Origin of the sequence: Superficieibacter sp. (assembly GCF_032071645.1) — a bacterium.
GTDB lineage: Bacteria > Pseudomonadota > Gammaproteobacteria > Enterobacterales > Enterobacteriaceae > Superficieibacter.
In genome coordinates this window covers 149,976-165,371 of the sequence record NZ_DAMAPU010000003.1, presented here as the reverse complement: position 1 = coordinate 165,371, position 15,396 = coordinate 149,976, and the positions used below count along the sequence as shown (strand labels likewise).

Annotated in this window: 12 protein-coding genes; 1 reads left to right on the top strand and 11 read right to left on the bottom strand. The window is 52.0% G+C overall.

What is annotated here, in order from left to right:
* The 8 genes from RT197_RS07535 to cmoM form a co-directional block, all read right to left on the bottom strand.
* Window positions 1-1,449 (bottom strand): type II and III secretion system protein, encoded by a 1,449-nt coding sequence (locus RT197_RS07535; protein ID WP_312948864.1) that lies wholly within the window; start codon window positions 1,447-1,449, stop codon window positions 1-3.
* 24 nt (window positions 1,450-1,473) lie between these two features.
* Window positions 1,474-1,905, bottom strand: a complete 432-nt coding sequence (locus RT197_RS07530; protein WP_312948862.1) for a TcpQ domain-containing protein — start codon at window positions 1,903-1,905, stop codon at window positions 1,474-1,476.
* A gap of 19 nt (window positions 1,906-1,924) precedes the next feature.
* Window positions 1,925-3,949 carry a type II secretion system protein gene (locus RT197_RS07525; protein ID WP_312948859.1) on the bottom strand — a complete coding sequence of 675 codons (2,025 nt, stop codon included), beginning with the start codon at window positions 3,947-3,949 and terminating at the stop codon, window positions 1,925-1,927.
* A 71-nt stretch (window positions 3,950-4,020) separates the two neighbouring features.
* A complete protein-coding gene (locus tag RT197_RS07520; RefSeq protein WP_312948857.1) occupies window positions 4,021-4,719 on the bottom strand; it encodes a type IV pilus major pilin in 699 nt (232 codons plus the stop codon).
* 561 nt (window positions 4,720-5,280) lie between these two features.
* Window positions 5,281-9,729 (bottom strand): chromosome partition protein MukB, encoded by a 4,449-nt coding sequence (gene mukB, locus RT197_RS07515; protein WP_312948856.1) that lies wholly within the window; start codon window positions 9,727-9,729, stop codon window positions 5,281-5,283.
* Entirely contained in the window at window positions 9,729-10,433 is a 705-nt protein-coding gene (gene mukE / locus RT197_RS07510; RefSeq protein WP_312948854.1) for a chromosome partition protein MukE, read from the bottom strand. Before mukE ends, mukB begins: the two co-directional genes overlap by 1 nt.
* Window positions 10,414-11,736, bottom strand: coding sequence for a chromosome partition protein MukF (mukF, locus tag RT197_RS07505; RefSeq protein WP_312948852.1), 1,323 nt, complete (start codon window positions 11,734-11,736; stop codon window positions 10,414-10,416). Before mukF ends, mukE begins: the two co-directional genes overlap by 20 nt.
* On the bottom strand, window positions 11,729-12,523 hold the full coding sequence (gene cmoM, locus RT197_RS07500) for a tRNA uridine 5-oxyacetic acid(34) methyltransferase CmoM (RefSeq protein WP_312948850.1): 795 nt from the start codon (window positions 12,521-12,523) through the stop codon (window positions 11,729-11,731). Before cmoM ends, mukF begins: the two co-directional genes overlap by 8 nt.
* Before the next feature lie 119 nt (window positions 12,524-12,642).
* Between cmoM and elyC the strand changes: the two genes are divergently transcribed.
* Window positions 12,643-13,422: an envelope biogenesis factor ElyC gene (gene elyC, locus RT197_RS07495; protein ID WP_312948848.1), complete on the top strand. Its 780-nt coding sequence runs from the start codon at window positions 12,643-12,645 to the stop codon at window positions 13,420-13,422.
* On the opposite strand, the gene RT197_RS07490 is transcribed toward elyC, so the two are convergent.
* The 3 genes from RT197_RS07490 to RT197_RS07480 all read right to left on the bottom strand — a co-directional run bounded on the left by RT197_RS07490 (window position 13,399) and on the right by RT197_RS07480 (window position 15,349).
* The gene (locus tag RT197_RS07490; RefSeq protein ID WP_312948846.1) at window positions 13,399-14,292 is read right to left on the bottom strand and encodes a YcbJ family phosphotransferase; all 894 of its coding nucleotides are present in this window, start codon (window positions 14,290-14,292) and stop codon (window positions 13,399-13,401) included. The genes elyC and RT197_RS07490 overlap by 24 nt on opposite strands.
* Before the next feature lie 131 nt (window positions 14,293-14,423).
* On the bottom strand, window positions 14,424-15,170 hold the full coding sequence (kdsB, locus tag RT197_RS07485) for a 3-deoxy-manno-octulosonate cytidylyltransferase (RefSeq protein ID WP_312948844.1): 747 nt from the start codon (window positions 15,168-15,170) through the stop codon (window positions 14,424-14,426).
* Window positions 15,167-15,349, bottom strand: coding sequence for a Trm112 family protein (locus RT197_RS07480; RefSeq protein WP_312948842.1), 183 nt, complete (start codon window positions 15,347-15,349; stop codon window positions 15,167-15,169). The genes kdsB and RT197_RS07480 overlap by 4 nt, the downstream gene beginning before the upstream one ends.
* Window positions 15,350-15,396: the final 47 nt, after the last annotated feature.

Genomic DNA, 15,396 nt, shown 5'->3' with positions numbered 1-15,396 from the left:
TCACCGCGTATACGTGGGCGCGCGATAGTTATCAATACCTACGACCATCACAACCGTATCAATGTTGTCACCGCTGGTATAGTTTCCCCCCATGATTGAAAAAGTACGCCCATCACTGTCTTCCTTAGCCTCATATTTGCTCACCATCAACAAACTGCCGGGGGTAATCGTCGAGACGTTAAAGGTTTCTGTTGTACTGACCGAAGGCAGCTGTACATTATCAAACACATCAATGGAATTGAGGAATCGTTTCGTGAAACCACTGGCGACTTCAATTCTGCCATCCGTTAAAATACGGGGGGTTATGATAAAACTGGTACCCGTAACCAGCTCAGACGTTTCAACGGCCGTGTCAACATTCCCGGTCGTCGAGTTCTCCTCACGGGTTCGACTGGAGACATAGTACTGAGAGTTCGTCAGGTTAAGAGGGATCGGGACATTATTCCTGGTAATAAAAGAACCACTCTGAAGAACTTTACTTCCTGTTAATTCGTACAAGGCATCCAGCTGACTGGTAACGTCAAGATGGCTATTTTTCCAACCCGTCGTTAATCCACCAGAGAGTTTTGCCAGCATATCATTGCTATCAATACCAATTGAGGTTGTTCCATCATTAAAGTTAACATTTACACCGGCACCAAACTCTTTTGTTTTGCTTTTGTCCAGAGTAAATATTTTATATGTAAGAACAAACTGACGAGAATTATCCGCCTGATACTTCTTAAGCACCTCATTGAGCGCCTTGTATTCAGAAGGACGTGCATTCAAAGTAATAATCGAGGCATCTTTAAAGATACTATAGACTCCGCTGGTAATATATTTACCGGCCATATCTTCCACATCATCCCAGAATGACGATTCAAATTTTTGTTCTGTCTTTCCTTTTAACCCACCGCCCGAAGTGGCCTGATTACCAGAAAGATCAAGGCTTGCTTCAAACTTATTATTCTCGCCGTAAAAATCTAAACGGATCACATAATTCTCAAAATAAGAGACTTTCAGAATACCGTTATCATCCAGTACAGGATTCACATCATAGAGCGTTGAGATATAATTAACGAATTCTTCAAATGTGCCCTCAAAGGATACGCTATGAGTGTCCTCACCGACTGTGTCATTACTGGCTTTACCGCCGCTCGGGGCAGTATTAATGCGATAGCTGGTACCTGTTTGCGCAGAAACAGCTTCAAGCACTGTCATTAAGTCAGTCTGTTCATAAGACTGAATTTTCACATGCTTACGTAATAAAGCCTGTTTCTTTGAATTATAATCGACTTTTTTACCCAGGTAAGCATTGTCGTATTTCATATAGCCTGATGACTTCATCTGTTCAGGTGTTGTAGGCGAGCCTGTTTCAGATAATACATTATCCTGGTTATATTTGTGATCGAAAACCGTACATCCCTGTAAAGCAATACTTAAACATATGGCAATTGCTTTTAATTTCATTTGCTTGTTCCCTTATTCCGTCAATCACTGCTCATCAATAACCAGCACGCTGTTCTTTTGGAAATACTTTATCACCAGCCCATAATTCTCTGATGTGAAAAGCTCGCCTAATCTCAACAGAACAGTGTCTTTATCACGCTCTGTCATATGAATACTTTTATAAATAAGGTAGTCATGGCTACTGTTCCACAACACTTTGAAACCGTTTTTCTCTGCCCATGTTTTCAGTTGCTGGCTAAGTAACTCTCCCTCTATAAGATCGAGCGTGACATTTGCAGACGCGACATTTAGAGCTCCCTGAGTCGTGGTCACCTCCCGGCCTGCAGAAAACGGATTTCTTGGAGCTGCAGAAGAAATACCTGCTGTTTCTGAAACAAGTTCTACTGTTTCTGCAGCATATCCTCCCCAACTACAGGACATGCATCCTACCAGTATTATCGATTTAATTTTTTTCATGTTATTCAATCCGTTGACATTAATATTCAAATGTTGCTGTATCGCTTGATTCTATTTTATCCAACATATACCATGGGCCATCCCACATCCATAGATAATTTATATCAGAGATCACACCACTTTGTGGGATGGTACTACACCATTGAGTGACAATTACCGACAATGACCGGGGGTTAATTTTATTAACTCCTCCGCCGTTAATATCTATTGCTGCCGATGTTGCACTAATTATCCAGTGGTAGAGCTCACTGTTCTCACTATCCAGGTTGAATAATTCATTAGTATATAAATAGTCATCAAACGATCCCCATGCAGCATTGCTCACAAATGCTCCATATTCCGCTGGCGTGCGATCTTTCGCCGGTTGACCAGCAATCTTTTTGGCAATATTGTCAGGAATAACGAGATTGACCTGGAGCGCAACACCTCCCAGTCCTCCCACCGCCGGATTATTCACCGTATTTTTCCGGGTCTTTCCTTGCAAACTGTAATCCATGTATTCAGTCGGACTATTCTCAGCAGAGACAGAAGAAATTGCGACGGTCATCCGTGGATATAACTGTCGATAATAAATTCCTTTCAAAGCGGCATCATAATCCTCTATGCCAGTCTCTTTAGAGGGTTTGGCTTCCACTTTAGGACATCGCTGTACCGGGAGTCGAATGGCACCCGTTTCATCATTTACCCCGGTAAATTCTATCACTGAAGTATTATTAAATGCCTGATAAAACACCGTTGCAGGTGTCACCAGTTCATACTGACCGCCATACATATCGGTAAAAGTGCGTGAACCACCAACATCGTTTATACGCCACTGAGCGGCATGTTTACGCGCTGTATTTTCCATAACCACGTTGGCATAGAGCGTGGCGGTTGTGCCTTTAATCGATGATGGCTGCTCGCTATGACTTTCACCTGACGCGGTTATATCGCTGGTACGCAGATGCAATACGCGATCATCGCTATTGTCCTGATCCGTGTTGCTTCCCTGGCCTGACATTGATGTCAGGCATAGCGTGCTAAGTCCTGTGCCTTTATCCCAGCACATAGCCGCTTCTTTCGTCGTGCTACTCTCATCGCTGGTTATGACCAGACGCTCATTGTCTTGTGCACTTATGCAAGGACCCGGCGTGTTACTCTTTGTGTTCCAGCATAATTTATCTACTGGCGTTTCCCCGTCAGCGGTCACTTCGGCGCTGGTTTTACTCAGGCTGATGCGCACTCCCAATCGCGTATTTGCCGAGTATTGTCGAGCAAGGTCATGTAAATTTGCAGCCGCCTGGCTTAGCTCAAGGGGCTTATTATTCACCTCAACGAGGGCAAACTGACGGTTATCAGTAGATGTACTTCTTACCACCACAGCCTGCAAATAACTTAGTCCCTCATTTTGCAGCGCCTTCATCAGCGGATTGGCATAGCCGAGAAAATTCCACTGCTCATCATCATTTCCGGGCTGAGAAAGAAGATAAAAGTCAACTCTGTCTATTTGGTCAGCCTGCGTGGGATCCGTCTCATTATTGATGAAATCTACACGCTGCAGAATAAAATCGCTTACTTTCTGATTATTAGCCATCTCACAAGTTAATGGGTTATCCATTAATTTCCGAGGTAACTCCCCTTGTGGTTTACACTCTTTACCGAGAAACAGGCGTCGGGATTGGCTCGTCGTCGATGGCGGGGTTGTTTTTAACCCTGACCAATCACTGAAATACTGCCCTGTATTGTTAACCGCATCCTGTAGGGTGCCCTTATTACGTAAATCATAAGGCGATTGATACGTACCGGTAGAGGATTTGTAGAGCGGGTTGTTCCACGAGCCATTATCACTTTCGAATTCTTTTTGTTTGATGAAACCCATCACACCCGCTATCTCACGAGCAATAACATTAGCAGTCGTTTGCTGATTTACCTGAGTGGCTTCTCTTCTTTTATAATTCGCCAGCAGCATCAACATCATACCTATAATGACTAACACCACAAGCATTTCAAACAATGTCACACCCACGCTGCGTGAAAATAATCTTAAATGGCGTTGATATCTCATTAATTGTAATCCATATATACAGTACCTCCCCCAAATGGGAGAGGTATTAGTAGTTAAAAAACTATTTAAAATTAACGGCTACCTAAAACAACGCCGTTTGCGCCATTCTGATCCGCACAGACTTCTGCGGTATTGGCAATATAGTTAGGCGTCAGATTAGAACCAACAGTAGATTTCAAAACCGCACCGGTTGCTGGTGAGTTCAGCGCTTTGGTATCGTCCACACCGCTGTCCGCACCTGGTAAGGCACCTTCAATAGTCTCAACATAATCCCAGTCACTACCTACCTGACTTACGAAGGAACGGCACTGTTCCTGGTCCAGTCCGTTAACCACAACAACGAAAGCTTTACCTGCAGTACCGGTAGAATCCGTCAGTGCAGGATGAACTTCGAGCGGGTCACGCGAGAAGGAGTTGATGGCTTCTTGCGGGGTCAGTTTACCCATTTTAACCATTGCAATAATTGGGTTATCAATGGTAGAGGCAGCCAGGTCGTCCTGCGCTACGGCCACAATTGAGTTATAAGTGTCTGGATAACCACTATTTTTGTAAACATCATTCATGGAAACACGAACGGTGTTTGTGCTATCCGCAACACCAGTAATATCCTGAGAGGTAAACGCACGTTGCGCCAGAATTACCACACCCGCAGCAATAATACCAATAATACCCAGAACAATGATGATTTCCAATAATGTTACACCTTCTTGCTTTTTCAGTTCCTGATAGCGAGAAGCTTTTCTTTTCCATGAATTGATCATGTTTTTCATTTTTAATTCCCTTATTAAAATAATTTACTAATACGGCTTGCTAAAAATAACCTTTAGCGGGATTGATTATGGAACCAATCCTTCAGGAAAACAATCACATCGGCCTGGTCAGGAAATTTTTAGGAATATATAAAGATTTGTAACAAAAAATCATAATCCGTATGAACCATACAAATCCCATATATCACCACAACCTATTTCTTGATGACAACTCATACAGATAAATATATATAGTGCGCTGATAAATAATGAGGCGTAATTCAGCCACCTTGATAATATTTGCGCGGAAAAATAATGCTATTTAAGCATTATTATAGGTACACATTATTAAATTGAATGAAAGAATATTTTATTAATGGTTAATATTCGGTGTGTAGGGAAGATGCAGATGTGGACTAAAAGAAGATAGCAAAAGGCCTCAGCCGTAACAGGAGATTTGATTAAAAATGATAATACATTACTAAAATCGGTTGTTGACCACCCTCACTGAGCGTATTTCAACCAAAATTAAAAAGGGCGACATTGCTGTCGCCCCTCCTCTGGTCACATATCCTTTATCGGTCAGGACGCGTCCGCTGTTCCCGGCAATGGTTCCGGGAGCTGTGGGGCAAACCCACGCAGGCCCACGACGTGCACGTGTTCGGTATTCTGGAAAACCTTACGCACCAGCTTGTACGTTGTGCCTTTTTCCGGGCTGATATTTTCGGGCGCGGCGATAATCAGCTGCATTTCCAGACGGTCACACAGTTCGAACAGCGTGGCGATGGAGCGCGCATCCAGACGAGCCGCTTCATCAAGGAACAACAGGCGGCACGGTGAAATATCTTTACCGCGCAGGCGGCGGGATTCATCTTCCCAGCTCTGCACCACCATCACCAGAATTGACATCCCGGTACCAATCGCTTCCCCGGTTGACAGCGCGCCGGATTCCGCACGCAGCCAGCCGTCCGAGCCACGGTTAACTTCGACTTCCATTTCCAGATAGTTACGGTAGTCGAGCAGCTCCTCGCCGATGGTTTGCGGCGTGCGCTGTCCCATGTCGATTTGTGGATTGAGGCGCTGATACAGTTTCGCCAGCGCTTCGGAGAAGGTCAGACGGTTGCTGTTAAACAGATCCTGATGCTGTTCATGCTGCTCGGAAAGGACATCCAGCAGCGTGGCATGGGCTTCGCGAATATTTACGTTCAGCCGTACGCTGTTAACCTGACCAAAGGAGACGCTTTGCAGTCCCTGATTGAGCATCCGAATGCGATTCTGCTCGCGCTGGATGGTCTTGCGGATAATATTCGCCGCACTCTTCGAACTGATTGCCAGTTTCTGCTCGCGGGTAGTCAGCTCCTCCGTCAGGCGACTGAGTTCGATTTCCATCTGCTCAATGGCTTCAACCGGATCGTCAGTACGAATAATATCCTGACGGATACGCTCGCGCAGATGCTGATAAACCGCGACAAAGAACTGGATTTTACGTTCAGGACGTTTCGGATCTTCGGACATACGCAGTACGTCACGCAAATGTTCGTTATCCGCAACCGCCAGACGCAACGCGCCAAGCGCCTTATCCGACATCGAACGCAGTTCATCAGCCGACAGGTAGGCCAGCTCGCGGCGGTGCAGACGGCGCTCGACGTTGTTGTCTTTGACCAGTCGCATTACCGCACACCAGCCCGCTTTCGCCGTCACTACCTGTTCGCGCATGGCGAGATAATCCCGCTCCAGCGTGCGCAGTTTACGGGTCAGGTTATCCATTTCCGCTTCGCAGAAGGTCAGCGCTTTTTCCAGCTGATTGCGCCGCGAACGGTTGTTGCTCAGCTGGGCATGTAATGCATCGCGACGACTGCGCGCGCGTTCTTCTGCGCCGCTGTCGGCACGCACGCCAATGTCCTGAAGCTCTTTATGCAGATCGCCCAGCAGCTCTTTTTTGGTGTCATACGAACTTTTCAGCGAGGCCAGTACCTGATTGTACTGGCTCAGCTGCGCGGCGTGTCCGCGCATAGCTTCACGGGCGCGGGTACGTTCCCCTTCCGCCTGTTCAAGACGCTGGCGCAGTTTTTCGTTAAGATCGCTGTTGCCGTTGAGCATTTCCGCAGAATCAGAATAGCCAAAGTGCGCCCGACGCTGGACCACTTCGGTTAAGGCGAACGCCTGCTGGCGCGCCTCACGCTGCGTTTGCTGCGACCAGGCGTAATCTTCTTTGAACTGTTCAAATTGTTCAGGATCGCTTTGCAGGACCGACACCAGCGGCTCCAGCTTCGCCAGCTGATTGCCATACGTCTGGATAAAGCGCGCGGCTTCCTGGGCCTCATCAAGACGTTCCTGAATTTCATCTACCCGGTCAGCCAGCGTTTCATCGCCCAACAGACTGAGATTCGGCAGCAGGCGGTTAAGCTGGGAAACGCCCTCTTTCGCCAGATCGAACTGCGCACGCTGTTGCTGATTATCACTTTCATGATTCGTCAGCGCCCGTTCCAGTTCACCGCGACGGCTGGTCAACTGGCGCAGCTCCAGTTCCGGGTCGGCATCAAAAGCGACCGCCAGATGACTGCCAATGAAGCGGCTAAACGCCTGATGCAGACGCTGGGTTTTCTGCACGTCGAAAGAAAGCGTGGCGAAACGTTCGGAAAGCGTTTCACGCTCGGTATGCAGCGCCTCAATGCGGCTTTCCCGCGCGGCGCGACCAAACAGCGGCACCGTCGGGAAACGCGAGTAGCGCCACTGGCGGTCAGCAATTTTGACGACCACCGCTTTCTCAAGCTCATCAACGGCAAAAACGCTATCGTCGAACGACTGCGGATCGCCCTCAATGAGGTATAAATCTTCCGGGCAGTCTTCCAGCCCGGCAAGCTGTTCGCTCAGCAGTGAGAGATCCGGTACCACAATCGCGTGACGTGACGGGCCGTACAGCGCAGAGAAGTACGGCGCATCTTCCAGGCTGACATCATCATAGATTTCAGACAGCAGCACGCCGCCAAAGCGTTCAGCCAGCGCGTTAAGACGCTGGTCTTCCGAACCGCCCGGCTGGCTGAGACGCTCAATTTCTTCGTCAACCGCATTTTTGCGCGCGCCCACTTCGTCGCGCTCAACGATGGCTTCCCGCTCGCGCTCCAGAAGTTGTTGCAGGTATTCCGTCACGTCCTGACCGGATTCGAACTCTTCACCACACTGCTCGGAAAGCTGATTCAGGCTGCTCTGCGCCGCCAGCCAGATCGGGGCACGCTTTTGCAATTTCTGAATGCGCGCCAGGATCTGCTCCAGCTCCTGACGCAGATTCATCCGTTTTTCATGCGCGTTTGAGACGCTATCGGAAAGGTCAGTAATGCGGGCTTCCAGTTCCTGATGCAGCGCTTCCAGCTCGTCAAGGTCGTAACGTTTGCCCTGGCGTTTATTAAACTCCGAAAGCATCCGCTCCGCGTCCTGCTGCTGGCGCAGACGCTGCTCCAGTTCGGTCAGGCGGCTACGCAGCGGCTGCGCCTGCTCTGCCAGATGACGCTGGTTGACGCCGTCGCGCAACAGCTCGCGGGCAATGTTCCACGCTTCATCGCGTGCCAGCGGGCCGTTGATCGCCTCCACCAGCTGGAACGCCTGTTCAAACTGTTTGTGCGCGGTTTGCGCCACGCTCATTTTTTGTTCCAGCGACAGCAGGCGCTCGGTGGCTTCCTGCTCTTTCGCCTGGAACGTTTCCAGCCACTCTTCCGCGCTGTCCTGGGTCAGATCCGGCAAATGGCACAGTTCACGCGCGCGCTGTAAGGCCTGCAGTGCCTGATTGTACTGAATAGCGCGGGTTTGCTGGACGTCGAGCGCCTGCTGATAATCTGCAAGCTGGTTTTTCAGCTCGTCCACTTCCAGCTCGGCGGCTTCGGCTCTGGCTTCGTTATCTTCCTGGCGATCTACCGCTTCGGCAACAACTTCATTCTGCTCTTCAAGACGGATTTGCAGCTCTTCCAGATCCGACTCGTAACGTTCGATTTTTTCCTGCTGGCGCAGCGCGGTTTGCACCAGGTTCAGATGATCGCTGGCCGCCTGATAATCGGCTTCCAGATCGCCTTCCGCCCCGTTGTGCTCCTGCAATTCGCGGGCCATCTCAACATGCTTGTACTGTTCAGCCGCCAGCTTTTGCCGGGAGGTGAACAGTTCGCGGCGGAATTCCAGCGCTTTATCAAGATGCACCCGGCGTTCGTTGGCATGACGCATATAATCCGCCGCCACGTAGTCGGTGGCTTCGGAGATCAAATGTTTGAACAGATCGCGATCCGACTGGGTGACGCGGATGGCTTCCAGCGTCATGCGATTTTCGCGCAGCGCGGCTTCCATATCCTGAAACGCCTTACGCACCCCGCTGTTCTCTGGCAGTAAATAATCGCGCAGGGAGCGGGTAATGGCGCTGGAGATCCCGCCGTACAACGAGGCTTCAATCAGACGATAATATTTACTGCGATCCGATGCAGAACGCAGGCGGCGCGCAACCACGCCCAAATCGAACATGAGCGAGTGGTAGTCGGTGATGGAGTTGAACTGCTTAAACTGCACCCCTTCCATCTCTTCCAGCTTGTCTTTCAGCTCCTGGAGGGTCAGCACCCGCGCCTGACGTTCGTTCAGCGTCTCCGTCAGCAGTTCGGTCGGCACCACCGACATCGGCAGCCCCTGGATGGCAAAAGGTTTGATATCGACTTTGCGATCGCGCCCCGCGACCTGCTGCAAACGCACGCCGACCACCACGCGCTGGTGGCGCGAGTTAACGACGTCGAGCAGTGAATAACAGACCCCGGCTTTTAATTTTCCGTGCAGGCCCTTGTCGCGCGAACCACTGGTAGCCCCCGCTTCGGTGGTATTACGGAAATGCAGCAGCGTCAGATCGGGGATCAGCGCCGTGACGAAGGCCGCCATCGTCGTTGACTTACCGGCACCGTTACCGCCGGACAGCGTGGTGACCAGCTCATCCAGGTCAAAGGTCCTGGCAAAAAAGCCGTTCCAGTTAATCAGCGTTAGCGAACGAAATTTACCGCGTTCAATCATTATTCTTCCTCCCCGCTATCTGGCTGATTCTCTTCGGCCTCATCATTGAGTTGCAGATGGTTTTCAATCGGCATCGCTTCACCATCGCGGATCATACGCAGCTGGGCTTCACGCGGATCGTCGCCGCTACGCACGTCAGCACCGAAGCGGAAGACCGATTCGGTGATGCGGAATTTGCTGCTGTCGTGCCCCATAAACCACACCATCCCCAGACGGCGCAGGCGGTTGAGCGAGGAGCGCACTTTTTCCTGGAGCTTTTGCCGATCGACGTCAGAGCCGGTCGAACGGTTGTTAACCAGCTTCAGCAGCTTGCTTTCGTCGGCGAGGGTAAGCAGTTCATCATACAGTTCCTGCTGGGTGAAAATGCCTTCGTTGGCCAGACGTTCCGGGCTAAGGTAGAGGTAGCAAAGAATTTTGCCGACCATCATATCCAGCTCGGAAAGCACCGAACGCGGGATCAGCGTCGTCGAGCGCGGGCGCAGGTAGAAAAAACCTTCCGGTGCGCGGATCAGTTCGACGTTATAGCGGGCATAAAATTCTTCCAGGTATTCCTGGAAATCCATCAGAAAGGCGTGATTGTCCAGCTCATCAAGACCGATGTGGCGACCCGCACGCAGGGCGCTATCCAGCGCCGGAAAAAGCGGATTTGCCAGAGCCTGTGCCATTTTAGCTGGCATCATTTGTTCAATATTTGTCAATGACATGCGCCTGTACCTTGGCTCCGTAATCATTAATTGGCTGCCATTTTGCCTGCAACCCACTGAAATCTGCCTGTGCGACCCCAAGGCGTACCGCCTGGTCCACGACAATACGCGCGACGTCGAAATGGCGTGCGCGTGGATACTGCGCCAGATACTCGCGCACAACCAGGCCGAGATCCAGCGGCAGTTGTCTGGATTTGTAGACCTCCAGCTGCTGCTCGATCATCGCCGCCAGCTGTTCGCGGATCTCGTTAAATTCTTCAAACTCCAGATCCGGCGGCAGTTCACCAGTCACTTCTTCGTCGCGCAGCGTCATTTCTTCATCGCGCATATCCAGTAACCGGTCGGCGCTGGCGTAGGTCAGCGCCCATGGCGCGTCGAAATAGGTTTGCACCGACTGGCGCAGGCGCTGGGCGAAAACGCGGTTTTTATCCATATCAATCGCGGTACGGATAAACTTATGCACGTGGCGGTCATAGCCGATCCACAGGTCGATGGCCTGCTGTCCCCAGCTTACGATGCGGTCGAGCTTGCTTTGCAGGTCAAAGACCAGACGATCGACAAAGTTGAGATCGTCACGGGTCAGCGTCGCATCCTGAATGCGCAGCAGATTAGCCTGGAGTTTGTCGCCTGCCGCATCCAGCGTATCCTGCAATTCCCGCAGGGTGCCGGAGGTTTCAGAAAGCAGCAGTTCACAGCTGGAGATCGCCGCACGCCAGTCTTTATTCAGCAACTGGGCGATGTCGTCTTTCACCGACTGCTGCTGCTCATCCATCAAACGCTGGGTAAGATCGATACTGTCGAAGATTTCCGCCACCGAATATTTCAGCGGCGCATAAACGTTGCGGTGCCAGTGGAATTCATCGCCCCCTTCGGCAGCGGCATCGGCAGCGCGTTTCAGCTCACCGGCGACAATCGACAACTGCATAGACAGACGCAGGGTAGAAAATTCGCGCTGGCGAATGTAGTAATCGGTGATGCCGATCCCCAGCGGCGTCAGGCGATAAATCGCATTGCCTTCGGACTGCTCGCTGGTAAAGCGGTTCAGCAGACGTTGACGGACCATGTCGTTAATCGCGTTATTCGCGCGCACGCCAATGGTTTCGCTGGTTTGCTCAAACGCATCGCTGACGTGACGGAAGGCATCAATCAGAACGCCCTCGGTCATTTCGCCATCCAGCCGTTCGCTGTTCAGGGTGGCAACGGCCAGCAGAAATGAAAGCCTGTCGACCGGCAACTGAATGGAGAAATCATTTTTTCTGGCCCAGGCAACCAGTTCGGGGACTGTCTGGGAAAATTCACTCATCGGTTATCCTTGCATCTTCCTGCGGTTTACGCGCAGTGACGTGAATGTAACGACCCAGGCTAATATAGGGTTCCTGACGGCAATAGCGCGTTTCTAATTCCAGCAGCGCGGCAAAGCAGTCGTGCTGCTGATGTTTTTCGCGCAAATAATCATGAAATACCCGCACGCCGGTTTTGCCGGTAATGTGCCATCCTGCGGCTTCCAGCCAGCCGTATACCTGCTGCGGATCGCGCGGGTAGTCGGGTGACAGGGTGCGTTTTTTCTTTTTCGGCATTCCCGCCTGTACGTAGTCGAAATTTCCGGCGACCATATTATGCATGAGCAGGCCGTTAACGTTGTAGAACATCAACGACAGCGCGCCACCGGGACGTAATACCGACCATAGCGTGTCTAAAACGCGCTGCGGCTCGGCGATCCATTCAAGCACCGCGTGAAACAATATCAGATCAACCGGCGTTTCCAAATGCTGAGCGATATCCTGAGCCGGGCATTGTACAAAATGCATGTTGTCGCTCACACCTTTATTCTCTGCGGCGAGCCTGGCGCGGCTGATCATTTCGGCAGAGAGATCGCACAGCGTGACGTGGTGCCCGCGCTCCGCCATTTTAATGGCCGTCTGCCCTTCTCCACCGCCAGCATCCAGTACGCGCAACGGGCGATCGCCCGACGCGGCCAGCAGGCTGTCAAGATCCTGCCACAGGATCGCCTGACGAAGCTGGCCCTTGGTGGTGCCATAAATATTGCGGGCAAATTTTTCCGCGATGTCATCAAAATTGCGATCCTGCATGGCGCACTCCGCGATCCTGTCAAAACGGCTATTTTGTCACAGCCGGGCAGAGAATGAAGCAATCTGGTGTAATATCCCGGGCAAAGCAAGGTTGTATGGTCAAAAAGGAGCCACGAAGGATGCTTTTTACGCTAAAGAAATACATCGGTGGCATGATGCTGCCCCTGCCGCTGCTACTTTTGCTGATCGGCCTTGGGATCGTGCTGGTCTGGTTCAGCCGTTTTCAGCGCACGGGGAAGAGTTTTATTACTCTCGGCTGGCTGGCGTTGCTGCTGCTAAGCCTGCAACCCGTTGCCGATAGTCTACTCCGACCCATAGAAAATAAATATGCGACCTGGCGTGGCAGTGAGCCGGTGAAATATATCGTGGTGCTCGGCGGTGGCTATACCTGGAACCCGGAATGGGCACCCAGTTCGAATCTTATCAACAACAGCCTGCCGCGCCTGAATGAAGGGATTCGCCTGTGGCGGGAAAATCCGGGGTCGACGATGATCTTTACCGGCGGAATTGCCGTCAGTAATAACGTCAGCACGGCGGAAGTGGGTGCCAGAGTCGCGGAAAGCCTTGGCGTGCCGCGCAGCGAGATTATCACTCTCGATAACCCCAAAGATACCGAAGAGGAAGCGGCGGCGGTGAAGCAGGCCATTGGCGATGCGCCGTTCCTGCTGGTCACTTCCGCCTCTCACCTGCCACGCGCAATGATTTTCTTTGAGCACGTCGGGCTGCATCCGCTTCCGGCTCCCGCGAATCAGCTGGCGATTGAATCACCGCTTAATCCGTGGGAACGGGTCATTCCCTCTCCGGTCTGGCTGATGCACAGTGACCGCGTGGGCTATGAGACGCTGGGACGCCTCTGGCAGTGGCTGAAAGGGTCGTCAGGTCAGCCAGGGGACGAGTGATTTTGCCGCCAGATCGAACCGGGCGCGGTTAAAACGCCCGGTATTCACCAGTTGCGCAACTTCATCCCACAATAAATAGAGCCAGCGTCGCCAGAGAAACGCCTCATCCACCGGCGCGCGCCGCAAATAATGCCACAGCAAATCCTCCGCCAGCTTATCGTCAGCCAGGCGGAAAAGCTCATATTCACGCGGCGCCCACAGAGTGATGCCCGGCCCGACCATCGCCACCAGTTGATCGCTGCGCGCATCTTTTAACATGCTAAGCAGCGTCAGATTACCGTGAACCAATACGCAGTTATCGTTAAACCCTTCAAACAGCGCAGGCAGGCATTCGCGGGCGCGAAACAGCAGGCGCTTGTCCTGCATGGTTAAGCCCGTGTTGCTGTAAAGATTAAGCGTACTCCACAGCATTTCAATCCGCTGGCGATACCACTGCGGCCACAGGTTTTCCTGGGTGCTGTCCACCGTTCCGACGCAGCCCCGGCTGTCCTGCCGGTGCCAGGAGAGCAATCCTTCCACAATTTGATCTTTGAGCTGTTCCCAGCGCTGCGGCGTCCGGGCGGGTGCTTCTACCGGCACTCCGCGCAGACGCTCAATCAGCAGCACGTCCGGCCCCGGATGTTCTTCATGCGTCAGCACGCCATACACGACGGGCATTCTGACCGTACCGCTACGCGCCAGCATGGAGACTTTCCAGGCCAGTTGCCGCGCCATGCCGGGCGTGGAAAAGCTTTTCGCCATCAGCGGCATCGGGTTGCCCTGGGAGTCATACAGCGACCATAGCGACGAGTCGGCTTTTTCATTAACGCACTCCAGCCGACTGAGTTTTTCTCCCAGCAGGTGGCTTAATTCGGCACGCAATTGTTCCATGACGGATAACCCTTATGAACGTTACTGATTTCATAATGAGCGCCCTGGGCAGGGATGTCACCGGATTAGATCAAAACTGCTACAGAAAAGTTTAAATAATGTCTCCCTTTCGGATGAAAGGGAGATGAAGGCTAGCGCATTTCTGCGCGCACCCGGGCCAGATCTTCCGGCGTATCAACCCCGGTGCCGGGGACTTCCTCAGCCACGGCGACGTGAATTCTTTCGCCGTACCACAGCACACGTAGCTGTTCGAGCATTTCAATTTGCTCCAGCGGGCTGGGTGCCCAACTGACATAGCGACGAATAAATCCGGCGCGATAGCCGTAAATACCGATATGACGCAGCAACGTATCGCCGATGGCCTGGCGCGACTGCGCAAAACGATCGCGATCCCAGGGAATGGTGGCGCGCGAGAAATAGAGCGCGTAGCCCTGCTCGTTCATCACCACTTTAACCGCGTTTGGGTTAAAGGCTTCTTCCGCGCTGTGGATCGGCACCGCCAGCGTCGCCATACCGGCCTCGCTGGCAGCCAGATTCGCCGCCACCTGACGCACGATAGCCGGTGGGATCATCGGCTCATCACCCTGGATATTCACAATGATGGTATCGTCGCTGAACGCGCATTTTTCCACCACTTCCGCCAGCCTTTCGGTGCCGGACTGATGGTCGGCGCGAGTCATGCACACTTCGCCGCCCGCAGCCTCAACCGCACTTGCCACTTCCGGGTGGTCGGTCGCCACGATGATCCGCGCCGCGCCGGACTCCCGCGCGCGATCCAGGACATGCAGGATCATGGGTTTGCCGTTGATGTCCTGCAAGGGTTTACCCGGCAGACGGGTTGAGGCGTAGCGCGCCGGAATAATAACGACGAAACTCATGGACGGCTCTCTTCTGCATTAAGCTGGCGAGCTTCTGTCTCCAGCAGCACCGGAATGCCTTCACGCACCGGAAAAGCCAGGTGATCGGGCTTACAGATCAGCTCCTGTTTATCCTGACTATAGTAGAGCTTGCCGTTGCAGACCGGGCAGGCAATGATTTCGAGCAAACGATGATCCATAACTCCTCCTGATAGACCGATGAGGTCCGTTGCAGCATATCATAATG

Coding starts and splice junctions, on each gene's coding strand:
- mukB (WP_312948856.1), bottom strand. CDS start 9,729: ATGATTGAACGCGGTAAATTTCGTTCGCTAACGCTGATTAACTGGAAC.
- RT197_RS07530 (WP_312948862.1), bottom strand. CDS start 1,905: ATGAAAAAAATTAAATCGATAATACTGGTAGGATGCATGTCCTGTAGT.
- cmoM (WP_312948850.1), bottom strand. CDS start 12,523: ATGCAGGATCGCAATTTTGATGACATCGCGGAAAAATTTGCCCGCAAT.
- mukE (WP_312948854.1), bottom strand. CDS start 10,433: ATGTCATTGACAAATATTGAACAAATGATGCCAGCTAAAATGGCACAG.
- RT197_RS07490 (WP_312948846.1), bottom strand. CDS start 14,292: ATGGAACAATTGCGTGCCGAATTAAGCCACCTGCTGGGAGAAAAACTC.
- kdsB (WP_312948844.1), bottom strand. CDS start 15,170: ATGAGTTTCGTCGTTATTATTCCGGCGCGCTACGCCTCAACCCGTCTG.
- elyC (WP_312948848.1), top strand. CDS start 12,643: ATGCTTTTTACGCTAAAGAAATACATCGGTGGCATGATGCTGCCCCTG.
- RT197_RS07525 (WP_312948859.1), bottom strand. CDS start 3,949: ATGAGATATCAACGCCATTTAAGATTATTTTCACGCAGCGTGGGTGTG.
- RT197_RS07520 (WP_312948857.1), bottom strand. CDS start 4,719: ATGAAAAACATGATCAATTCATGGAAAAGAAAAGCTTCTCGCTATCAG.
- mukF (WP_312948852.1), bottom strand. CDS start 11,736: ATGAGTGAATTTTCCCAGACAGTCCCCGAACTGGTTGCCTGGGCCAGA.
- RT197_RS07480 (WP_312948842.1), bottom strand. CDS start 15,349: ATGGATCATCGTTTGCTCGAAATCATTGCCTGCCCGGTCTGCAACGGC.
- RT197_RS07535 (WP_312948864.1), bottom strand. CDS start 1,449: ATGAAATTAAAAGCAATTGCCATATGTTTAAGTATTGCTTTACAGGGA.